Origin of the sequence: uncultured Campylobacter sp. (assembly GCF_938045345.1) — a bacterium.
Taxonomy (GTDB): Bacteria; Campylobacterota; Campylobacteria; order Campylobacterales; family Campylobacteraceae; genus Campylobacter_B.
The window spans coordinates 1-21,314 of sequence record NZ_CALIMS010000020.1; the positions used below are offsets into that span (position 1 = coordinate 1).

Annotated in this window: 20 protein-coding genes and 1 tRNA gene; 13 read left to right on the top strand and 8 right to left on the bottom strand. The window is 47.5% G+C overall.

What is annotated here, in order from left to right:
- Positions 1-116: 116 nt before the first annotated feature.
- The 5 genes from Q0144_RS04715 to Q0144_RS04735 all read right to left on the bottom strand — a co-directional run bounded on the left by Q0144_RS04715 (position 117) and on the right by Q0144_RS04735 (position 7,510).
- Positions 117-193: transfer RNA gene (locus tag Q0144_RS04715), tRNA-Arg, on the bottom strand.
- Positions 194-205: 12 nt separating this feature from the next.
- Complete coding sequence (locus Q0144_RS04720) at positions 206-586, bottom strand: response regulator (RefSeq protein WP_005869488.1); 381 nt, start codon at positions 584-586, stop codon at positions 206-208.
- A 14-nt stretch (positions 587-600) separates the two neighbouring features.
- Complete coding sequence (locus Q0144_RS04725; RefSeq protein WP_298062163.1) at positions 601-5,151, bottom strand: ATP-binding protein; 4,551 nt, start codon at positions 5,149-5,151, stop codon at positions 601-603.
- A gap of 165 nt (positions 5,152-5,316) precedes the next feature.
- A complete protein-coding gene (gene uvrC / locus Q0144_RS04730) occupies positions 5,317-7,119 on the bottom strand; it encodes an excinuclease ABC subunit UvrC (protein WP_298062165.1) in 1,803 nt (600 codons plus the stop codon).
- On the bottom strand, positions 7,100-7,510 hold the full coding sequence (locus tag Q0144_RS04735; RefSeq protein WP_298062167.1) for a hypothetical protein: 411 nt from the start codon (positions 7,508-7,510) through the stop codon (positions 7,100-7,102). The genes uvrC and Q0144_RS04735 overlap by 20 nt, the downstream gene beginning before the upstream one ends.
- A 27-nt stretch (positions 7,511-7,537) precedes the next feature.
- Between Q0144_RS04735 and Q0144_RS04740 the strand changes: the two genes are divergently transcribed.
- The 6 genes from Q0144_RS04740 (at position 7,538) to Q0144_RS04765 (ending at position 11,756) form a co-directional block, all read left to right on the top strand.
- Positions 7,538-7,738: a hypothetical protein gene (locus Q0144_RS04740; protein ID WP_298062169.1), complete on the top strand. Its 201-nt coding sequence runs from the start codon at positions 7,538-7,540 to the stop codon at positions 7,736-7,738.
- 54 nt (positions 7,739-7,792) lie between these two features.
- Positions 7,793-9,328, top strand: a complete 1,536-nt coding sequence (gene guaA, locus Q0144_RS04745; protein WP_298062171.1) for a glutamine-hydrolyzing GMP synthase — start codon at positions 7,793-7,795, stop codon at positions 9,326-9,328.
- 1 nt (position 9,329) lies between these two features.
- Positions 9,330-9,941 (top strand): NAD(P)H-dependent oxidoreductase, encoded by a 612-nt coding sequence (locus Q0144_RS04750; protein WP_298062173.1) that lies wholly within the window; start codon positions 9,330-9,332, stop codon positions 9,939-9,941.
- Between the two features lie 121 nt (positions 9,942-10,062).
- Positions 10,063-10,263, top strand: coding sequence for a hypothetical protein (locus Q0144_RS04755; RefSeq protein WP_297882160.1), 201 nt, complete (start codon positions 10,063-10,065; stop codon positions 10,261-10,263).
- A 373-nt stretch (positions 10,264-10,636) separates the two neighbouring features.
- Positions 10,637-10,978, top strand: a complete 342-nt coding sequence (locus Q0144_RS04760; RefSeq protein ID WP_298062175.1) for a hypothetical protein — start codon at positions 10,637-10,639, stop codon at positions 10,976-10,978.
- Positions 10,979-10,988: 10 nt separating this feature from the next.
- Positions 10,989-11,756, top strand: coding sequence for a hypothetical protein (locus Q0144_RS04765; RefSeq protein WP_298062177.1), 768 nt, complete (start codon positions 10,989-10,991; stop codon positions 11,754-11,756).
- 386 nt (positions 11,757-12,142) lie between these two features.
- Here the strand turns inward: Q0144_RS04765 and kcuS are convergent, their stop codons facing one another.
- Together kcuS and Q0144_RS04775 are read right to left on the bottom strand one after the other, a co-directional pair.
- On the bottom strand, positions 12,143-12,358 hold the full coding sequence (gene kcuS, locus Q0144_RS04770) for a KCU-star family selenoprotein (protein WP_297898049.1): 216 nt from the start codon (positions 12,356-12,358) through the stop codon (positions 12,143-12,145).
- Entirely contained in the window at positions 12,345-14,426 is a 2,082-nt protein-coding gene (locus Q0144_RS04775; protein ID WP_298062180.1) for a carbon starvation CstA family protein, read from the bottom strand. The genes kcuS and Q0144_RS04775 overlap by 14 nt, the downstream gene beginning before the upstream one ends.
- A 373-nt stretch (positions 14,427-14,799) precedes the next feature.
- Here Q0144_RS04775 and Q0144_RS04780 point away from each other — a divergent pair, with 373 nt between their 5' ends.
- From Q0144_RS04780 to Q0144_RS04805, 6 genes are read left to right on the top strand one after another with little or no spacing between them, the layout of a single operon-like run.
- The gene (locus Q0144_RS04780) at positions 14,800-14,994 is read left to right on the top strand and encodes a hypothetical protein (RefSeq protein WP_298062182.1); all 195 of its coding nucleotides are present in this window, start codon (positions 14,800-14,802) and stop codon (positions 14,992-14,994) included.
- The gene (locus tag Q0144_RS04785) at positions 14,984-15,952 is read left to right on the top strand and encodes an iron ABC transporter permease (protein ID WP_298062184.1); all 969 of its coding nucleotides are present in this window, start codon (positions 14,984-14,986) and stop codon (positions 15,950-15,952) included. Before Q0144_RS04780 ends, Q0144_RS04785 begins: the two co-directional genes overlap by 11 nt.
- Entirely contained in the window at positions 15,949-16,722 is a 774-nt protein-coding gene (locus Q0144_RS04790; protein ID WP_298062186.1) for an ABC transporter ATP-binding protein, read from the top strand. The genes Q0144_RS04785 and Q0144_RS04790 overlap by 4 nt, the downstream gene beginning before the upstream one ends.
- Entirely contained in the window at positions 16,719-17,501 is a 783-nt protein-coding gene (locus Q0144_RS04795; protein WP_298062188.1) for an ABC transporter substrate-binding protein, read from the top strand. Before Q0144_RS04790 ends, Q0144_RS04795 begins: the two co-directional genes overlap by 4 nt.
- A complete protein-coding gene (locus tag Q0144_RS04800; RefSeq protein ID WP_298062190.1) occupies positions 17,502-18,716 on the top strand; it encodes a radical SAM protein in 1,215 nt (404 codons plus the stop codon).
- A complete protein-coding gene (locus tag Q0144_RS04805; protein ID WP_298062192.1) occupies positions 18,713-19,216 on the top strand; it encodes a flavodoxin family protein in 504 nt (167 codons plus the stop codon). Before Q0144_RS04800 ends, Q0144_RS04805 begins: the two co-directional genes overlap by 4 nt.
- Before the next feature lie 712 nt (positions 19,217-19,928).
- On the opposite strand, the gene Q0144_RS04810 is transcribed toward Q0144_RS04805, so the two are convergent.
- Positions 19,929-20,498 carry a hypothetical protein gene (locus Q0144_RS04810; protein ID WP_298062193.1) on the bottom strand — a complete coding sequence of 190 codons (570 nt, stop codon included), beginning with the start codon at positions 20,496-20,498 and terminating at the stop codon, positions 19,929-19,931.
- A gap of 576 nt (positions 20,499-21,074) precedes the next feature.
- On the opposite strand from Q0144_RS04810, the gene Q0144_RS04815 reads away from it, so the two are divergent.
- A complete protein-coding gene (locus tag Q0144_RS04815) occupies positions 21,075-21,311 on the top strand; it encodes a hypothetical protein (protein ID WP_298062195.1) in 237 nt (78 codons plus the stop codon).
- The last annotated feature ends 3 nt before the right edge of the window (positions 21,312-21,314 follow it).

The window sequence follows — 21,314 nt, forward strand, 5'->3', positions numbered from 1 at the left end:
CCTGTATAATCTAGCGTTTTTAGCATTTGAAATTTTTTTGAAAAAATTTGAAAAACCCGTAAAACAGGGCTTTTAAAAAAATCAAAAAACTAAAATTAGGGGTAAAATTTGATAGATGGTGTCCCCGACAGGATTCGAACCTGTGGCCTCAAAATTAGGAATTTTGCGCTCTATCCTACTGAGCTACGAGGACAAAATCGGCGATTTAATCGCCGATAATATTCATAACGTCGTCTAGTTTTTTGTGAAGATCTTTGTCGTTGATGGGTTTTGTCATAAAATCATAAGCGCCTTTATTTAGCGCCTCGCGTTTGGCGGTCTCGTCGGTAGTAAGGACGATGACGGGGATATGAGCTATACTTTCTCTAGCGTGAAGATTATCTAAAAATTCCAGCCCATTCATCACAGGCATTACGATATCTAATAAAATCAAATCAACGGGCTGAACTTCGAGTACGGCAAGGGCGTCCAAGCCGTTTTTGGCTTGGAGTATGGTTTGGAATTTGCCGTATTTTTTTAGCATAACTTCAAGTAGCTTCAAATTTATAGCGTCGTCATCAACCGTTAAAACTTTCAAATCTCTCATTTAAGACCTCATCCTTATATATATTTTTGTGCGAGTTTCTCAAGACCCGACTTGGTGATATTGTAACTAGCGACTTCGCTAAATAGTGGATTTTCATCGTTGTCGTTAGAAAACAGAACTAGCTTGGTCGCAGGCGCTTTTCGGCGCAAGCTCTCTAACGCCGCTAAGTCTAGCCCCGCTAGTTTTTTATCAACCAAAACAAGCTTATAGCTGCCCGTAGCCGCCATAGAAATAAGCTGGTCGAAATTGCCCGCAATTTCTACGTCTTTATACTGGTGTTTTAATATGCTGGCAAAAATTTTACTTTCCATAATGTTTGCCTTACATATAAGTATATCTTTTGTCGGCACGCGCGCACCCTTAGCTCTCACTGCGTCATCGGAAACTATGCTTTTTTTAGGAACTAGCTTCATTATCGTCTTTGGCACTTTGACAGTTTTAATGACCGTCTTAGGCACCTGGCGTTTGACAAGCTTTTTAACCAGCTTCTTTGTAGTTCCACCGGCAGGCGCTGCATCAGATCGTTTATCACCGATAAAATTATCTAGCATTTGGGCTAAGATATCCTTTTTGATCGGCTTGGTGCAGTATTCGTCAAGCCCCGCTGCCATAAATTTCTCTCTATCACCTTTTAGCGCATTGGCGGTAACAGCCACGATCGGGATGTGGCGGAGATTATTCTCGTGCTCGTATTGCTTGATCTGCTTTGTAGATTCGATACCGTCCATAACAGGCATCGAAATATCCATAAATATGAGATCATAGTCGTTATTGGCTTTTCTGGCTTCCAGCGCCAAAAGTCCGTTTTCGACTATCGTCAAATTCATATTAAAGCTATTTAACGTATGCTTCATAAGCTTTTGATTGATCTCATTATCCTCCGCAATAAGGATTTTGGCGTTATATTTTCTATTGACCAAAGGTACATTTTCATCGGCAGGATTTCGCTCTACCGGCACTTCAACCTCTTCTTCGACTTCGACATCCTCTTCGACCATAATGGTTTCTTCCTGTTGCTCGTCTTCGTATACGGTGACGGGCACCTCGACCATCTCCTCTTCCTCAGGTTGTGGGATAACTACCGGTTCAACTTTTACGCTAACAGGCTCAATCTCCGGCTCTTCGACATGAACGTTTTGAGTAACAGGCTCTGTCTTTGGAATAGACACCGACTCCGGCTCAATACTTGGCTCTTCGGCAGGAATATTTTGAGCTGCCGGTTCTACTACTGGCGTTATCGATTCAAACTCGATATTTGAAGGCTCCTGTTTAACCTCTTCAAGTTTTGGCTCTATAGGTTTTAGTTCAGGCTCAATTGTTATCGGCTCTGGCTCAACAGCGATAGGTTCTGGCTCAATTATCTTTTCAGCTGTACTTTCAGATTCTGAAAGTTTAACATTTGAAATTTCATTTTCATGAGCAGAAACACTTGAAGTATCAGGCTTCGAAGCTTTAGCGATAGGAATTTCAGACTCGGTTTTAACGGCTACAGGAATTTCTTCTTCTACGCTTGGAATTTCAACCTTTTTGGCAGGCTCTTGCGCTTTGACGCTCGGTTTGATATCCGAAAGATCGATATCTATATCAGGAATTTCAATCTCAGCCTTAGGTGTCTCAACCTTAGCCTTTGGAATTTCTACTTTTGCAGGCTCAGCCTTTACTTCTTCCTCTTTTTTGATCTTAGGAAGCTCTATTTCAATATCGGAAAGATCAATGCTAGGAGTTTCGGCTTTAGGAGCCTGGGTCTGCGCCGCATGTGTTTTGAGCCCCACAAAATCATCAGGAATTTCCAAAGATATAGGCTCATCGATATCGGTCTGGGCATCCTTTGTGCTTGAAGGCTCTACTTTTGGCTTTTCTGCGCGTGGAATTACTATTTCAGGAATATCAACATTAATCTTTGGCGATTCAGGCTCTATCTTTTCAATCTTAATATCACTCATAGGCTCGATATCTATAGGCTTAATGACCGGCTCTTCTGCTTTAGAAGCTTCTTTTTTGAGCTCTTGAGCGATACTAGGCTTACTAACAGTTTCCTCTTTATGCGTAGAATGAACTTCTGTATCATGCGTACGCCTTCTGCTTTGCAAGATAGCGCGTAGCTCGTCTGCCGACGAAGTAGTAGCATGTCGTAATTCATCGAGCTTGTTGATGATAGGTCTTTCTTTTACTATCGGCTCTTCCATAATCATTTCATCAGCGACGATAGGCTTTTCTACCTCGGCATCCAGCTTAATCTCATGCGTCTGTGGAGCAAAATCCGATCTACTTAGAGCAATTCCGGATTTTGAAATTTTATCTAGCGTCTTAACGAATTTGGTTAAGTTAAAAGGCTCTGTGAGAGTGAAAATTTTAGAATTTGAAATGCTAATACTTTGAAGCTCTTTTGGCTTAAGAGTCAAGATCGTAGGCATACTCAATATATCGCTAACCTCGCCGTAATTCTTAAATCTAGTGATAAGAGCGTCATATTTGTTATTATTTTGCGCTGAGCGGAACTGCGCGTTCGTATTAAATATCGAAATTTTACCGCCTAGCTTGCTGATATAGTTTTTAACGATATCATTATACATCGTATCGGCGCTATCGGCTAAAAGCGCAAAATTTAGCCCTTTGATGCTTTCAAATACTACGTCCGCATCAGTTTTTTGTGTCTCTTTAAAAGCAAGGGTAAAGTAAAATCTAGTACCTTTTCCTACGGTAGATTTCACCTGGAGTTTACCGCCCATCATCGCTACGTATTTCGACGAAATCGTAAGTCCAAGACCTGTTCCGCCATATTTGCGTGTGATCGTAGAGTCGGCCTGAGAGAAGGCGTTAAATACATTTGCGAGCTTATCTTCAGAAATTCCAATGCCGGTATCTTCTACGCTAAACGTTACGATCGCCTCTCCCGGAGCTTTGCTAGGCTCTCTTAAAATTTCGACCACGATAGTGCCGTGCTCAGGCGTAAATTTGACAGCATTTGACATGAGGTTGATAAGAACCTCTTTGATCTTCGTAATATCTCCGTATAGGTGGTGCACTAGTGTAGGATCGATGTAGAGCAGGATGTCGATATTCTTTTCGGCAGCCTTGGCTACGTAAATTTCAACCGCGCTTTCGAAATCTTGTATAGGATTAAATAAGATATCCTCAAGCTCGACCTTATTGCTCTCGATCTTGGAGACATCCAAAATGTTATTAATGATCGTTAGAAGGTTCTCGGACGATTTTTCGATGGTATCAACGTAATCGCGCTTCTCTTCATCCAGATCGGTATTTTTAAGAAGCTCCGTAAAGCCGATGATGCCGTTAAGCGGCGTCCTGATCTCGTGAGACATATTAGCTAAAAAGATCGATTTTGCCTTGTTGGCATCCTCCGCAGCGCCCTTTTGATACGCAATCAGATCGAGCGCATCCTCGATAAGCGAATACGCTTTGTTAACACCCTCACTAGTCCTAACGTCGATATGCTCGTGCTGGTTCGTCAAATCGCCGATTCGGCTAAGCACGTTGCCGAGGTCGGTAACGTTCTGTCTTAAACGTCTTGTAATACCCAAGGCAAAAACGACCAAAATAGCCGCTAAAACCCATATACCAAGAGCGATAAATAGGTTTCTTAGTCTTTGTGCTAGGTAAGTATCGGCATGTGCCGCAAGCTCAGCATTGATCTTTTCAGAAATTTCACTTAACTTTTTATATTTAAGTGTAGTAGAGGCAAACCACTCTTGAAAAGGCACGCTATAGTGTCCCTCGTCCGCTTCTTGCTGTAATGTGGCTGAAATTTTAGCAGTTTCTCTTAATGCGTTTTGAAATTCCTCTCCGTCTAGAATTTTTAAAATCGCGGCTCTAGCATCGGATTCCGGCAAGAAGTAGTAATTAGGAAGCGAACTAGATAGGTTGAAGCTAGCCCAAGTCCTTAGCTGCGCCTGATTCATCGCCTTGCTACCGATAATGTATTCGATAATATAGTCGCGCTCTGATGCAGTGGCATCCATCGCTTCATAAGTATTAAGCAATGAAACCGTCCAAACGGTGATATTTGAGCTTACAAGACCCTCTCTTAGCACTCGTTGGATTTTTTTTACATCATCGTCGAATTTTTGAAAATATGAGCTGAAAAGCTCACCGAAGCTTTTGCTTTGAGCATCGACATCCCTTCTTATCTGCGGAAGTTTGTCTAATAAACCGTCTATATCGGTCTCAGCAGCCAAAAGCTCGTCATTACCGGTGCCGTAAGCGAAAATATCAAAAATAGTCTTTTTTACGACATTTTCACTGATATTTTTGCTTTCTTTATACTTTGCAAGCGCATCGTCGGTTTTTTTGCGTTGACCCGATAGAAGGGTTCCCATACCGGGGTTTCCCTCGCTACCCAAAAACGCCGAAGTGATACCGCGCTCTTTATCTACCTGCTCCACTAACGCCGCGAGATTGCTGTTTTTAGCAATCTGCTGCTGCAAAATTCCCACTCTGGCGTAATCCTGCAAAGAGATAAACAAGAAATATGATGCAAACGCGAAAATCAAAAGTAACGGGATACCGCTAACAAGTCTCAAAGCACTTGTAGTATTTAAATTCATACAAAATCCTTCAAAGCGCAGCTTACGCGACGTTAAATTTTATTCAACCGGAGAAACGAAGTCGCTTCCGTCACGCTAGGCGGAGACGATTTAGCCGTCCTGCAAAGTTAATGGGTGATTTTACTAAACAAATCTTTAAATATAGCTTTTTGCGTTAGGTTTTCGTTAATGATTGTTTAAAATTTTTTCGGCGGTTTGAATATTCGTAAGCGATTTGATCTCCTCGAAGCTAGCCGCATAAATGCTCTCAAAATCGCCGTAAAAGTCCAAAAGCTTCTTCAGGCTTCCCTTGCTAACGCCCAAGCTTAGCAGTTTTGAGCTTTGCAGATCGAGTTTGCGTTTGCTTTTTTGGTGAAACGAGATTGCAAAGCGGTGCGCTTCATCGCGCAGGCGCTGAAAAAACTGCAACTTTTTATCGTCCGTTGCTAGCGAAAAAATCCCGCCCTTCGTGCAAATTTTATCTTTTGCGGCTCCCTTTGCGCGGTGGGCTTTAGCGTCGATCTTTTCTTTAGAGATGGCGATTATATCGACGTTTGCTCCGACGCTGCAGATTATTTCCTCCGCTAAGTTTAGCAGAACCGTTCCGCCGTCGATGAGCCACAGATCGGGCGCTGCAAGCTCGTCAAATTTAAGCGCGCGGCTAGTTAGATACTCGCGCATCTGATCGTAGTCGTTGTTTGAGCTAAGGTGCTTGTGGCGGTAGTTTTGCTTGTTAAACTCGCCGTCTTGAAAGCTTATCATAGCCCCCACGGCTGCGGCGCCGAACATGTGCGAATTGTCGAAAACTTCGATATTTACAGGCAAATTCGTAAGATCAAAATAATCCTTCAGCTCCTGCAAAAATGCATAATCGTGCGTTTTTAGATGTTTTTTGATATTGATCTCGCAGTTTTTATATGCAATCTCGCAAATTTTACGTTTCTCGCCGATTTTCGGCGCGTAAATTTTAAACGCTCTTTCGTGCCGCTTGGATAAAATTTCGCATACCAGATCCGCATCGTCAAACTCGTCGCAGACGTAAATTTTAGCGCACGCCACGGGGGCTGCGGCCGGGAAGGCGCTTAAGATCATCTGCTTGTAGGCGTTTGCGATATCATCGGCGCTCGGGGCTTTGCAGTTGATTATATGCGAGCTTGAGGCTGAAATTTTACCCTCGCGTATGCTAAAATGCACGGCACAGACGAGCCCATCGCGTGCGGCAATCGCAAAGACCTCGAAATCATCGAGCTTTGCCAGATCGACCTCAACCTTTACGTTCATCTGTTTTAAAATTTCGATCGTATCGCGGATCTGTGCGGCTTCCTCGAAATTTTCGCTCTGCGCAAGCCGCGCCATCCGATCCTGAAGTTGCGGCACCATCTTTTGCGGATTTTTCAGAGCCGCAAGCGCACTCTGCACGATATGCGCGTAATCCTGCTTTGAAATTTTATCCTCGCACGGAGCGGTGCAACGCCCGATCTGATGGAACAAACAGGCCTTTTTGCCCTTAACGCAATTTTTCTTCTGCACGAGCGGAAACTGCATGTAAAGCGTCTGCAAAATTTCCTTCGCGCCGTGAAAATAGGGACCGAAGTATCTGATGTTTCTGCCCTTTATGATCTTTCGCGTAATCTCAAAGCGCGGAAAGTCGTCGTCTAAATTTACATATATATAAGGATAGGTTTTATCGTCTCGCAGCAAGATGTTGTACTTGGGCTTGAGCTGCTTAATGAAGGAATTTTCTAGTATCAGCGCGTCGCTCTCGCTGGGAGTTACGATGTATTCTAAATGCGCCGCCTCGCTTATCATCTTTGCGATGCGCGCGCTTAGGCGGGGGCTCGGCGCGAGAGCGGGCGTGAAAGAAAAGTAACTTTTGACGCGATTTTTTAAAATTTTTGCCTTGCCGACGTATAGCAGCTTGCCCGCGGCGTCGAAGTATTGATACACGCCGGGTGCGGCAGGCAGACTCTTAATCTCCTCTATTAGCAAGGATCAGCCCTCTTATCTCTTCAAAAATTTTATAAATTTGCGGATCTTGGATTTTGTTTGTAAACTCCCCTTTTGCGCGCTCTGAAGATAAAATTTTGCTGCCAGGACGCAAATGAGCTTTATAAATTTGCGCCCTTCTTCTACTCATCACTCTATCTGCGACGAAAAATTTTATCTCGCGCACGCCGCAAAGCTCCGCCGTCTCTCTAGCAGCTACGAAGCGCTTTAATACGTCTTTTATTAAATTTATATTACTATCGCGTTTTAGTTCGCAAAGCCCAGCCGGGTGCTTCGCGGCTATCATCAAAATGCCATCTTTGACGTAGATGAAAGCGATCAGCCTTTGCCAACTAAGCGGCAAAATCGCTAAAAACTCGCCTCTTTCTCGCATCTTGGCATATAAAGGATCTTTTCTGATATGAGCTATTATTTCTCTTGCATTTTCCATAAGCGGATTTTAGCATTTTTTATCTTAGTTTTGCTTAGCGGCTGCGGATACAAAGCGCCGCCGTTTTACTCGGACGCGGATGAGCAAACCGTGAACGCAAAGGCATCCGCCGCGGATGGCAACAAAACAAACGGCGCGAAAGGCAGCGTTAGAATTTTACGCGATAAATAGCCTACTTTTAGCTTTGCTTTGTTATACTTTTAAAAATTTTTACAAAGGAATTTCATGCAAACGGCAGACATTTTAGTGCTGGACTTCGGCTCCCAATACACCCAGCTGATCGCTAGGCGCTTGCGCGAACAAGGCGTTTACACCGAGCTGATCGCATACGACGCACCGATCGATAAGATAAAAGCCAAAAACCCTAAAGGCCTTATTTTAAGCGGCGGACCCGCTAGCGTTTACGCCAAGGATGCGTATTTTTGCGACGATAGAATTTTTGAGCTTGGAATTCCAATTTTAGGTATCTGCTACGGCATGCAGCTCATCGCGCATAAATTTGGCGCCAGCGTCGTGCCTGCGGGTAAAAAAGAGTATGGCAAAGCCTCTTTGAAACTGCTTCGCGCTAGCAGGCTATTTGGCGGCGTGGAGGATAACTCTACTGTCTGGATGAGCCACTCGGACAAGGTCGAGAGCCTGCCGGAGGGCTTTGAGGTGATGGCGAGCTCGGATGAGAGTGAGTGGTGCGTATTCGGCGACGAGATCCGTAAAATTTATGCGTTGCAATTTCACCCCGAGGTCTGCCACAGCGAGTTTGGCGATAGAATTTTAAAAAATTTCGCTAAAGAGATCTGCGGAATAACCAGCACTTGGAATATGGGTAGCTTCGCCAAAGAGCAGATGATCAAAATAAAAGAGCGCGTAGGCAGCGCCAAAGTGCTTTGCGCGGTAAGTGGCGGCGTGGATAGTTCGGTCGTAGCGGCGCTTTTGGCGCATGCGGTGCCGCAGAGCCTAATAGCGGTTTTCGTCGATAACGGACTACTCCGCACTGGCGAGCGCAAGGCGGTAGAGGAGATGTTTAGGCTCAAACTCGGCGTGAGCTTAGACGTGATCGATGCTAGCGAGCTATTTTTAAGCAGGCTAAAAGGGGTGATCGATCCAGAGCAAAAACGCAAAATCATCGGCGCGACCTTCATTGAAGTTTTCAGCAAAGAAGCGGCAAAACACAAAAACGTAAAATTTCTAGCCCAGGGTACGCTCTATACCGACATCATCGAAAGCTCCGTCGCAGGCTCGAGCAAAACGATCAAAAGCCATCACAACGTAGGCGGCCTGCCTAAGGATATGAAATTTGAACTGATCGAGCCTCTGCGCGAAATTTTTAAAGACGAGGTGCGCCAGCTGGGACTTGAGCTAGGTCTTTCGCGCGAAGTCGTTTTCCGCCATCCATTCCCAGGTCCTGGCCTTGCGATCCGCATAATGGGCGAGGTAAATACGCCGAGCCTCGAGCTACTACGCAAAGCCGACGTGATTCTACGCGATGAACTAAAATCAAGCGGCTGGTACAACAAAACATGGCAGGCATTTTGCGTGCTGCTAAACGTGCACTCCGTCGGCGTTATGGGCGATAACCGCACCTACGAAAACGCCGTGTGCATACGCGTAGTGGACGCTAGCGACGGTATGACAGCCAGCTTCTCGCGCCTACCGTATGATCTGCTAGAAAACGTCTCACGCCGCATCATAAACGAAGTGGATGGCATCAACCGCGTAGTTTACGACATCTCGAGCAAACCACCCGCAACGATAGAGTGGGAGTAAGATGAAACAAATCTGCATCATTTTAGCGCATCCTTACGAGAGAAGTCTAAATGCGGCTATTGCAAACGCAGCGGCAGAAAAGCTACAAAATAGCGGCTACGAAGTTAGATTTCACGATCTGTATAAAGAAAAATTTAACCCGATTCTTAGCGGCGCCGAACTAATAAGCGATAAAAGCGACGACGAGCTGTTAAAAGCGCATCAAAAAGACATAGCAAACGCCCACGGCATCGTGATTGTCCATCCGAACTGGTGGGGCGAGCCACCCGCCATCCTCAAGGGCTGGATTGACCGTGTGCTAAGGCAGAGAGTAGCCTACGATTTTGCGCCGGGCGATAACGGCGGCGGGCTTCCGATAGGGCTTTTAAAGGCTAAAGCCGCCGTAGTTTTCAACACCTCCAACACCCCCGAGGCCAGAGAAAACGAGATATTCGGCGATCCGCTGGAAAGAATTTGGAAAAGCTGCATTTTTGATTTTTGCGGCGTGAAAACCTTTGAGCGGCTGATGTTTAGAGTGGTCGCGGATAGCGACGAGGTCGAGCGAAAGGTCTGGTTAGAGCAGGTAGCGCAGACGCTGGATAGGTACTTTCCGAAGCAGATTAATTTGCTTTAAATTTAAAAATGCGCTGCTCGCAAAATCCGAACGGCATAGAATTTGACTGCCTATTTAAACAGATGCGCGCCGAATTCGCTCGCACATTTGGCGCAAAATCTATGAAATTTAGGAGGTAATCATGCTTAGATTAATCGCTGCGATGGCGATTTTAGCGGCTCTCATATACTTCGTCATGGGAGGCGGCGGCAAAAAGACGATCAAGGATTACAAAAATTTCAGCCGCGAGGAGCTGGAGACTTTATGCCTTGAAAAGAACGATAAAATCGCCTGCCAGCGTATCGCCGTGGACTATATCAAAGAAAATAAACCGAAAAAATGATCTAAATTTGCGAGGCTAATTTTGCGGTTTCGCTCAAACAGCGCGCGGTTAAATTTCTTTCTAGCCCGGTCCAAACGCTGCGCGGATAAATTTGCCCGCAAAGCACGACTAAAATGTCGATTAAATCGGTACCGAGCGCCGCGTAAATAGCGTATTTTAAGCAACAGCAAGTATTAGCATGCGCGCCGATAAAACCGCTAGCGCAAATTAAAAGCAATAAATCGCGCTGTGTTCTTACGCGCAGACGGAAGGAGCGACGGATGAAAATTTTATGGCAAAGCAGGCTTCAAAATAGACTTCGCGATATCAGCAAAACGTCCTAATTAAGGGTGATCGCGCATTTTACGCAGGCGATAACGACGAGCAAAAGCAGATGAAGCTTAGAAAATTCTCGCTTGCAAGCGGCGAGCAGTTAGCCTGCGCGCCTTTCCGCGATTTTACCCGCGCCGCGACCTTTGACGATGACGGCCGTACGCTCGTAGTTTTGGGCTTTATTGACGCGATTTATAAATTTAACGCCGCGGATCTCGCGCTCATCTCAAAGCACAAAAAGGGCGTGCTAAAATACGGCAACTTTATCGCGCTAAGTAGCAAGGATGGCGATAAAAAGGCTATTATGGCGACAGACGACACACTTGTTATCTACGATTTTAAGATGCAGACGGGCATGCGAAAGCGATTAAAGGGCTGCGCGGCGATCTTTAAGCAGGGATGAGCTAAATTTCTTGATTTTTACGCGCTCGGGTCAAATTTACCGCTTAAATTTAAGCGGTTGCGAGCTTAAAATCATCGCTAAAGCTTGCCTTATGATGCAGGTGCAGCGCGTGGGCGGCGGATACTGCATTCGCGTGGGCGAAGCGGGCGAAAACGGCGAAATAGAGGGTGCTAACGAGCTTGTTTTTACGGACGCAAATTTTAACGTTAAATTCCGCGTGAAGCTGGACTTTGATTTCGATAAATTAGATCTTGCGGCGGATGGACTAGATGGCTGGCGCGGGCACTTTATAAACGAGCCGAATGAGCTGAGGGTTCTTGATATTGTGCGTAGCGAGGCGGGCGGCTTCGAGGACGGCAGCTCGGGCGAATTTATGCAGGGCGAGGCGAGTAAATCCAGATGCGAAGCGACGGATAAATTTGAGTACGACGAGCCCTTTAAATTTAAACTCGGCGAGCAGGTCCAATATCTCGCGGCAAAGCCCGTGCTGGCGCATAAATTTAAACAAAAGGGCACGAGAATTTTAGGCGTCATTACGGCTGCTTCTTGCCGGGCTGCGAGCACAAAATCCGAAACGGAGCAAAATGGCGCATTTGCCGAGCAAAATTTAGCGCCCGAGGGCAGCAGCCGCGACGAAAAAGAAAAATATTCACTCCTCGCTCCCGGTAAAAATGAAAAACGCAGGCATCGCGCGCTTGAGTTCACCCGCGATCTCATACTAGTCGATAACGCCTACGACGAGGATACGGAGCAAATTTTAACCTGCTATGAAATCTAAGCCATGATCCAAGCACACCCATATTCCTGATTTAAAATTTGCAGCCGTGATTTCACGCCTTTAATTAAGGCAGATTTGTTAAAAATTTTGCAAAAATTTTATATAGAATTCTACCAAGACACAGAAATACCCGCTTAAAAATTCTACGACATGCAGGCGAGAGCATTGCAAAAAATCGCGGCTCAGCGATAAGTACGGCGCAACGGCAAGGACAAATCTTAACGCCCTAAGTGCGGGCAAATTTAAAGTGCTCTTCAAGAGGTACGCGCGAAATTTAATCTCTAGCAGCGGGTTAAATTTTATGACTCGCACGCCCGCACCCTATCAAATTTAAAATTTCAGATCAACGACGATTTGTACGGCGCGACCGCGCCCTTTCGCCGCTATCAGCACTTGACGTTTTTTGCCTTGCTATCTTGCATCGCGCGGAAAAATTCCGCCCTGCTTAGCGGGATTTCGTCCGGATGAGCGCTTCTGAAATGGCGCAGATAGCCCTCGTAATCGCCGAGCCCGATGAGCGGCGCAAGTGCGGCATCCGCGCGCGCCAAAAACCTCGCCACGGCCTTCGGGGCTGCGAGTGGATTAAATTTAAACTTTTTCATAAACGCCCCTATCTACGTACTCGCTTTCTGCTAGCTTGAAATATCCCTCGCTCGCGCCGCCTTTTGAAATTTTAAGGCACATCCTTATCGTTTGGACGATGACTATGATCGTAACTACGACGAAAAGAGCACATAGCACGGCGTCGATGACGTTATTTCTGATGATAGCCTGCGCCTTCTCGATCGCGGCGGGATCGCTTAGGCCGGCGAGCTTGGCGGCGGTATTTTGCGCGATAGCCACGTGGCTTACCGCGTCATGCACGCGCTCGCCGTTAGCCGGCATCAACTTCAAGATCGCCGCATAAAGCGTGGTTATAAGCACCCAGATCGCGGGAGCGATCGTGACGAAGGCGTATTTTTGCTTGCCCATTTTAAAAAGCACCACCGTAGCGAGCAGCAGCGCGATGCCCGCGAGCATCTGATTGGACGCGCCGAAAAGCGGCCACAGCGTGTAAATTCCGCCCATAGGATCGGTAACGCCGCTGTAGAGCAGATAGCCCCAGCCCGCCACGCAGATCACCGTCGCAATGATGCCGTAGAGGAAATTTTTGGTATCGGAAAAGGGCTTATAGACGTTGCCTAAAATTTCTTGCACCATAAAGCGCCCCGTGCGCGTGCCCGCATCGACCGCGGTCAGAATAAACAGCGCTTCAAACAAGATCGCGAAATGGTACCAAAACGCCATCAGCTCCTTGCCGCCGATGATCTGATGCAGTAGCATCGTTAGCCCCATCGCAAAGGTAGGAGCGCCGCCCGTGCGGCTCATCATCGTGGTTTCGCCGACATTTGAAGCCAAGGCGCCGATCTGCTCGGGCGTAATGCTAAATCCGATAGAGCTTATATACGCCGCGGCGCTTACCGCGTCTTTGCCCAGCACCGCAGCGGGCGAGTTGATAGCGAAGTATTCGCCCGGGCTTAGGATGCACGCCGCCACAAGTGCCATTACGCCCACGAGGCTCTCCATAAGCATCGAGCCGTAGCCGATGAAAAGAGTATGAGTTTCGCACTCGAGCATCTTCGGCGTCGTACCGCTGGAGATCAGCGCGTGAAAGCCCGAGATAGCGCCGCATGCGATCGTGATAAACAAAAACGGAAATATCGGACCGGCAAAAACGGGACCCGTGCCGTCGATAAATTTCGTTGTAGCGGGCATTTTAAGCTCGGGTGCGACGAAAATTATCGCGACCGCCATGCCGATGATGACGCCGAGCTTAAGGAAGGTACTTAGATAATCGCGCGGCGCGAGCAGCAGCCACACTGGCAAGATCGCCGCTACAAAGCCGTAGCCGATCGTAAGAAGCGCGAGCGTCTCGCCCTTTAGCGAAAAAACGTCGTGCCAGTACGGATCGATCGAGACGTAATGCCCGCCCCAAAGCGAAAGCATCAGCAAAATAAAGCCGATGATCGATGCCTCGCTGACCTTGCCCGGGCGCAAGAACCTCATGTAAATTCCCATGAATATGGCGATCGGTATCGTCATAGCAATCGTAAAAAGCCCCCACGGCGAGTTTGCGAGCGCCTTTACGACGACCATAGCCAAGATCGCCACGATGATCAGCATGATGAAAAAAATCCCGATCATCGCGATGCCGCCCGTGAGCTTGCCCATCTCATCTTTAATCATCTCGCCTAGGCTCTTGCCGCCGCGTCGCGTGGAGAGCACGAGCACGATAAAATCATGCACCGCGCCTGCAAGCACGACGCCTACCAAAAGCCAGATCATGCCAGGCAGATAGCCCATTTGCGCGGCTACTACGGGCCCTACGAGCGGTCCTGCGCCAGCGATAGCGGCGAAATGGTGGCCGAAAAGGACGTATTTGTTCGTAGGAACGTAATCTCGTCCGTCGTTTCGGATCACTGCAGGAGTCGCACGACGATCGTCCAGCTCAAAGACGCGATACGCGATAAAGCGCCCGTAGAAGGTGTATCCGATCAGATAGATGCACGCGCTGGCTACTACGAGCCAGACGGCGCTGATGCTCTCGCCTTTATTTAGCGCAAGTACGCCGAAACACCACGCCCCTATGACGGCGACCGCCGCCCAAAGGATCTTTTGCCAAAATTTCATGCTCACTCCTTAAAACTTAGCGAGCGGCTTGGGCAGTATGTCGTTTTAACAAAACGGCTTGCGGCTTTAAAGCGGGGCTCGCTAAATAAAATTTAGTGCGTATTTTATCGGCGTTTTTATAATTTAAAGCTGAATTGCAAAAATTAAAAAGAGCTCTTTCGGTGTTTAAATTTGACGCCTAAATTTTGAATTTCAAATTTAAAGAGGCGACTTGGCGGCGCGCGAAATTTTAATACTTAATCGCCCTAAATTTAACTCCGTAGCTCTTAGCCGTTACGGAATTTATCGCGGTTTAAGAAACCAAGCGATAAAATCTTATGATAACGATTTTAATTTCTTAACAAAAATCGCGAATACTTTTAGGAGGAAATTTATGCCAGATCAGGTGTGCGGCTACGTACTTTTTCGCGCCCATATCAGAAGCTCTGCGAGCTGCAAAAATAATGGCGCCAGCCGCGAGAATTTCATAAATTCCGCGCGTATAAATTCCTGGCACCGCTTAAATTTTAAAATATCCGCCGCGACGAAATCTGCGCGTATAGTTTGCCTGGTGGGCTATGAGCTTTAAATTTTATCTCTTTCTAATCGCAGCTTTTATATTGCTTGCTTTAGTAGCCATAAGTAGCGGTGGGGCAAGCATTTCGCTGGGCGATGTCGCGAAATTTTTCACCTTCGGCGAGATAGACGAGACCAAGCAGCTTATCTTGCTACAAATGCGCCTTCCGCGCCTCGTGCTTGGAATTTTAATAGGCGCGCTGCTGGCAACCTCGGGAGTGGTGGTGCAAAGCGTATTTTTAAACCCGCTTGCGGATCCCTACATCATCGGCATCGCCTCGGCAGCGACCTTCGGCGCGGTCATAGCTTACCTGCTGGGGCTTAGCGACGTTTTTTACGGAATTTTCGCGTTTTTGGCCGCCAGCGGGCTTTCGCTCGTGATCTTTAAGCTCGCCGCTCATACTCGCTCGATCTCGACTCTGCTAATCGTAGGCATCGCCGTATCGTCGTTTTTGGGCGCATTTACCTCTTTCGCGGTCTATCTCATCGGAGAGGATAGCTTTAGGATTACGGCGTGGATGATGGGCTATCTAGGTGGCGCAAACTGGCAAAAGATCGCGCTTTTGCTGCCGCCGCTGCTGTTTTGCATGGCGTATTTTTACGCGAAGCGTCACGAGCTAAATATCATCTTAAACGGCGACGAGGAGGCGAAGTCGCTGGGGCTCAACGTCGAGAAGTCCAAAAAGAGCTTACTCATCGTCTCCTCGCTCATCATCGGCTTTTCGGTCGCATTTACGGGGATGATAGGCTTCGTGGGGCTCATCATCCCGCATACCTTGCGTATGGCGCTTCGCACGTCTAGCAACGCCGTGCTGATCCCCGCTAGCGCGCTTACCGGCGGAGTTTTTTTGGTTTTTTGCGACGTAATCGCTAAAAACGCCCTCTCGCCGGTAGAAATTCCGATCGGCGTGGTGACCTCCTTTTTCGGCGCGCCCTTTTTTCTATACCTCGCGTTTAGGAAGCATGCATGAAAATTTCGGCGCTAAACTTCAGCTACGGCAAGCGGGCGATCTTGCGAGGCATAGAGTTAAATTTAAAACGGGGTAAATTTTACGGGATTTTGGGTCCTAACGGCTGCGGCAAGAGCACCTTGCTAAAAAACATATTGCAAATTTTAAAGCCCGCAAGCGGCATCATCGAAATAAACGGCAAAAAAGCAAGCGAATATAGCCTCAAAGAGCTTGCCGCGCTCATCGGCTTCGTGCCGCAAAAAACAGCTCTCGCAGCCGCACTGAACGTGAATGAAATTTTACTTGCGGGCAGATTTTGCCGCCTAAAAAGCGCATTTAGCGGCTACGATGCCAGCGACCGCGACAAGGTAGAGCGAATCGCCGAGCTTTTGGACGTGAAGAAATTTTTAAATCGCAGCGCGTTTGAGCTAAGCGGCGGGGAGTTCGGGCGCGTGCTGCTTGCTAGAGCGCTCGTCAGCGAGCCTGAAATTTTACTGCTCGATGAGCCCACGGGCGCGCTGGACATGAACTACGCCATCGAGGCGATGAGCATCTGCGAAAACCTGACGCGCTCTTTAAATTTAACGAGCGTCATCGTGCTGCACGATCTAAATTTAGCCTCGCTGTTTTGCGATGAAATTTTTATGCTAAAAGACGGTGCGGTGAGATATCGCGGCAGTGCGAGCGAGCTTTTTACGCCGCAGATCATAAAAGAAATTTACGGCTTTGAAGCCCTAATAGTAGAAGAAAACGGGGTAAAGTTTATACTACCCAAAAAGGAGAAATTATGAAAAAAATTCTTATAGCTTTGCTCTCGGCGAGCTTTGTATTCGCCAAAGGTCTGGTAGTGCTCGATCCCGCCGCGGTCGAGATCATCTACGCTTTGGGGGCGCAGGATCAGATCGCTGCGATCTCAACTACCTCGATGAGCAAGATCCGCCCAGAGGCAGAAACTGCGAAACTACCGAGCGTAGGCACCTACATCAAGCCGAATATGGAAAAGATCGTCGAGCTTAAGCCAGATCTGGTCATCACGAGCTTTCACTCCGCGGGCGTTAGCGAGAATCTACAAAAGCTGGGACTTAAGAGCCTTGCAATGGATGCAAACTCCACCGCAGATATCTGCCAAAACGTAAAGAAGGTCGCAGCTATCGTAAAAAAGGAGAGCGAGGCGGATAAAATTTGCGCGCGGATGGATGGAATTTTTGCAGACAAACCCGCTCTTCGCGGCAAAAAAGTAGCGCTATTTTTCGGCTCAAACGCCACTATGGCTTTCAATGACAAAACCCTCATCGGCGATATCTTCGCTCGCCTAGGCGCCAAAAATATCGCAGACGGCCTAAAAGGCAGCACGCCTTCGGTATCTGCCGAATACATCCTCGAGCAAAACCCCGATATAATCGTCGTCGTTGGCGGCGAGACGGAGGATTTTTTAAAGGCAAATCCGATCCTTAAAAATACCAAAGCCGTAAAATCGGGCAAAATTTTAAAAGCTCCGACGCTCATCTTGCGTGGAAGCCCACAGATCGGCGAGACGGTGGATGAAATTTACGCGGAGGCAACGAAATAGATGTTTAAAGAACGCATTAAATCCCACCATCGCTCCAAGCTTTTCGAGAGCGTCTCCGCAAGCGAAAACGAGCTGTTCGATGCGCTGGAGCAGCCCGCGAAAGACAGCGACTGCGTGATCTATCTTCACGTGCCCTTTTGCGACAACATCTGCTCGTTTTGTTCGATGATGCGCTCCAAACTCGGCGACGAGCTGGACGAATACGCTAAATTTCTGATCCGCCAGATCAAAGACTATGGCGAGATGCCCTACTTCGATACTAAAAATATCAAAAGCATCTACTTCGGCGGCGGCACGCCGAGCGTCTTTAGTGAGACGCACTTCGAAAAGGTTCTGGGCGCGCTGCATAAAAATTTCAAGATCGCAGAGGACTGCGAGATCAGCGTAGAGACCACGCTGCATAATTTAGACCTGCAAAAGGCGCTCGCTCTGCAAAGCTTCGGCGTAAACCGCTTTAGCATCGGCGTGCAGACCTTCAGCAGACAGGGGCGCGCGCTTTTAAACCGCGTGCATAAGCCCGCTCGCGCAATCGAGCGACTAAAGGATCTTAGAGAAAAATTTGACGGCATGCTCTGCTGCGACATTATCTACAACTTCCCCAACGAAAGCGTAGAGGAGGCGATCGCAGATGCTAATTACGTAAATGAGCTCGGACTTGATAGCGCTAGCTTTTACTCGCTGATGTTTTTCGAAGGCTCGGAGTTATCCAAAAAGATCGACACCTCCTACTACGATCTGCCGACTGATAAAAAGCTGCACCATGCCTTTGCAGAGGCGCTACTGCAAAGCGGGAATTTCGAGGTTTTGGAGCTTACCAAACTTGCTCGCAAAGGTCGCGATAACTACGGCTACATCAAGCTAAGCCACAAGGGCACGGATATCCTGCCTATCGGCAACGGCGCGGGCGGACACGTAGCGGGCTTCGGAATTTACGGCGTGTCGGGACACAAGATGATCTCGCGAATCGATGAGCGCGAGGCAAAATATAGCGTGCTAAACAACCTGTTTCAATACCCGATCGTAAGCTTAAACGAGCTAAAAGAGGCTCTGAGCGCGAGCATTTACGACGAAGCGGTGCAAAAGCTCAAAGAATTTGAGAGCTGGGGGCTTTTGGAGCTAAAAGATCAAAGATCGATCTTGAGCTTGGATGGAATTTTTTGGGGCAACAACATCAACGAAGAGATAGCAAACATTATTAGAAAGGATTTTGTATGAAAAAAATCGTGCTTTACACCTCGCAAACGGGCAACACGAAAAAGGTGGGCGACGCGATCGCCGAGCAACTGGGCTGCGAGAGTCTAAATTTCCGCGACTTTGAGAGTGAGGTCGATGACTACGATTTCATAGCCTTGGGCTTTTACGTCGATAAGGGCGAAGCGGAGGCGAAATTTATGCGCTTTTTACGCAAGATTCACGGCAAGAAGCTTGGCGTTTTTATGACTCTGGGCGCAGAGCCGGACGGCGAGCACTCGCGCAAGTGCCTGGATGCCTTTGAAGAGGGGCTTAAAGCAAACGGCAACGAGATTATAAGGGAGTTTGCCTGCCAGGGCGCGATCGATCCGAATCTACTTGAAATGATGCGCAAAATGGCGGCCGGCGGCAACTCGCCCCATCCTATCACCCCCGAGCGACTTGCGCGCTGGGCGGAGGCTGCGAAACACCCGGACGAGAAGGATCTGGCGGACGCAAAAGCAGCATTTGCGGGGATAGAATAAAATTTAAAGCAAGCCGCGCAAACAGCTGCGCGGCGAAGCAAAATCAAATAAAATTTCACACTACTTAATGCGCGATTTGGAATTTTATCTTTTACTAAATTTGGACGATAAATTCCATTACTACAAGCAAATTTGCCGCCGCAGGCGCAGGTCTTGCTCTAGAATTTAAACGATATTTCATTTCGCGCGCAACGGATCGAATAATGCCGCCGACTTTGCGCCGCTAATGCGCGCTCTGAACGCGAAAAGCCCGCTTTTGCTAGCGAGCTGCCTGCGAGTACTGCGGCAGCCATTATCCAATACGCTGCCCGCCATTTTGCGACGGCCTGAGCGCAAAAATCCAGCTTTTGCGAGCAAGTGGACTGCGAGCGCTGCGGTCGCGATCATCGGTTATCGCCCGTCGCCACGCGCCGTAGGTGCCGTCGTCCGTCGCCGCGCGACAACTTATCTATCGCCGCTCATTACCGCACCGCCGCAGGGTGCAGAGCGTGAGCATAAAAATATTTTAGGCGTACTCTCAAGAGGACATCACCGAGCTTAATAAATTTTAGTGCGGTACTTTTACTATGCACTCGTAAGCATAAATAAAATTCTTTAGTAAAAATTTTTAAGACAAAAATAGCAAAAGATTTGCAAGCAACGGATAAAATTCCATTATGGCTAAGATTCCATTGTGATCGCAATCATATCCGTTCTATCTGCCCATAGCTTTTTAAATTTCGCTTTTTGCCTCACTTATTGTTTTGTTTAATTTCGCAACAAATTCCTCCTTGCTTATTTCTTTAAACGCTTCGTTTGGTACGGCGATAAAAAGACTTCCTTCCAGCAAAATTACCAAAAAATCGCGCTCCATTACCACCTCACAAAATTCCGCATCATAAATGAGCGTATCTCGCTCGCTTACGAATATAAATTGCCCCTTTAAATCGTCTGAAATTTCAATGCTAAAATCGCCGAAAGTGACATTTTTATTCTTATCATATATCGCGGAATTTAGTAGCCACGATCTAACGCAAATAGCGTAAATATAAAAAACTGCGCAAGCAGTAGGCAAGATAGCTCCTAAGCTCTTTATCCAGGACTTATCGCCATAATACTCACGTATAAACTCTATCCAATCGTCCTCAAAAATAAAAAGGCAAGCCGAAAACGCAAAAGCGAAAAGCAAATCTGTCGCGCAGACGGCGCGGATGAACTTGCCCCCTTTATAAATTCTGCGCGAAATTCTAGTTCTCATTTTAGCGAATTTCCGGTTATCTTGCAGCGAGTAAGAAATCAGCATATCTTTCCTTTAAAATTTCGCTTATTTTAGCTAAAATTAGCAAAAATAAAAAGATCTGTAAAATTACATTGCATGCTGCGTTTGCGCCTCTTCGGCGATACGGCCAGTAGATGGAAGGACACTACTAATGCAAGCGGTAAAAGGGCGAGCTAAATTTAATAAATTTCTACCGAAGGAGGGATTGTGAAAAATACAGCATTCATCACGGGCGCTACGAGCGCTGCCGTCATCCAATACACCGCCCGCCATTTTGCAACGGCCTGAGCACGAAAACCTGCTTCTGCGAGCGCTGCGGTCGCGATCATCGGCTACCGCCCGTCGCCACATGCAGTAGGTGCCGCTGTCGGGCGACGCCTCCGCCGCGCGATACCCATCCACCGCTACTAACCGCCCGCACGACAACCCGTCGCCGCCAATCTCTCCGTCGCTTTGTCGCGGTACCGAGCCCAAACCGAACCGCTAAATTTTAAATTCTACAAAAGTCTCATCGCACATAAATTTTAATTCGGCAAATGCGCAAAATTTAGGTAAAATTCCACGCAAACGTTTTGACGATCAAAATTTAAAGGGGCGAAAATGACGAATTTCGAGTACGCTAGTCGCATTAACGAGGCTGCGGGGCTGGATCTAAATTTGGATTGCGAAGAGATCGATCTGCAGGATAAGCTTTACGGGCTTTTTCAGTGCTTCATGCCTGACGGCGTCGGCGTGGAAGCGGCGTTTGCACCGCTACAAAACGGCGCTGAGCTACAAGCGCGCATAATGCCAATATACGCAGCCACGGAGCAGCAGACGCGGAAAGCGTTTGATTAGGGC

Coding starts and splice junctions, on each gene's coding strand:
- Q0144_RS04775 (WP_298062180.1), bottom strand. CDS start 14,426: ATGAAATTTTGGCAAAAGATCCTTTGGGCGGCGGTCGCCGTCATAGGG.
- kcuS (WP_297898049.1), bottom strand. CDS start 12,358: ATGAAAAAGTTTAAATTTAATCCACTCGCAGCCCCGAAGGCCGTGGCG.
- Q0144_RS04785 (WP_298062184.1), top strand. CDS start 14,984: ATGAGCTTTAAATTTTATCTCTTTCTAATCGCAGCTTTTATATTGCTT.
- Q0144_RS04805 (WP_298062192.1), top strand. CDS start 18,713: ATGAAAAAAATCGTGCTTTACACCTCGCAAACGGGCAACACGAAAAAG.
- Q0144_RS04750 (WP_298062173.1), top strand. CDS start 9,330: ATGAAACAAATCTGCATCATTTTAGCGCATCCTTACGAGAGAAGTCTA.
- guaA (WP_298062171.1), top strand. CDS start 7,793: ATGCAAACGGCAGACATTTTAGTGCTGGACTTCGGCTCCCAATACACC.
- Q0144_RS04755 (WP_297882160.1), top strand. CDS start 10,063: ATGCTTAGATTAATCGCTGCGATGGCGATTTTAGCGGCTCTCATATAC.
- Q0144_RS04760 (WP_298062175.1), top strand. CDS start 10,637: ATGAAGCTTAGAAAATTCTCGCTTGCAAGCGGCGAGCAGTTAGCCTGC.
- Q0144_RS04740 (WP_298062169.1), top strand. CDS start 7,538: ATGAGCTATTATTTCTCTTGCATTTTCCATAAGCGGATTTTAGCATTT.
- Q0144_RS04795 (WP_298062188.1), top strand. CDS start 16,719: ATGAAAAAAATTCTTATAGCTTTGCTCTCGGCGAGCTTTGTATTCGCC.
- Q0144_RS04815 (WP_298062195.1), top strand. CDS start 21,075: ATGACGAATTTCGAGTACGCTAGTCGCATTAACGAGGCTGCGGGGCTG.
- Q0144_RS04720 (WP_005869488.1), bottom strand. CDS start 586: ATGAGAGATTTGAAAGTTTTAACGGTTGATGACGACGCTATAAATTTG.
- Q0144_RS04735 (WP_298062167.1), bottom strand. CDS start 7,510: ATGCGAGAAAGAGGCGAGTTTTTAGCGATTTTGCCGCTTAGTTGGCAA.
- Q0144_RS04780 (WP_298062182.1), top strand. CDS start 14,800: ATGCCAGATCAGGTGTGCGGCTACGTACTTTTTCGCGCCCATATCAGA.
- Q0144_RS04725 (WP_298062163.1), bottom strand. CDS start 5,151: ATGAATTTAAATACTACAAGTGCTTTGAGACTTGTTAGCGGTATCCCG.
- Q0144_RS04790 (WP_298062186.1), top strand. CDS start 15,949: ATGAAAATTTCGGCGCTAAACTTCAGCTACGGCAAGCGGGCGATCTTG.
- Q0144_RS04810 (WP_298062193.1), bottom strand. CDS start 20,498: ATGCTGATTTCTTACTCGCTGCAAGATAACCGGAAATTCGCTAAAATG.
- Q0144_RS04800 (WP_298062190.1), top strand. CDS start 17,502: ATGTTTAAAGAACGCATTAAATCCCACCATCGCTCCAAGCTTTTCGAG.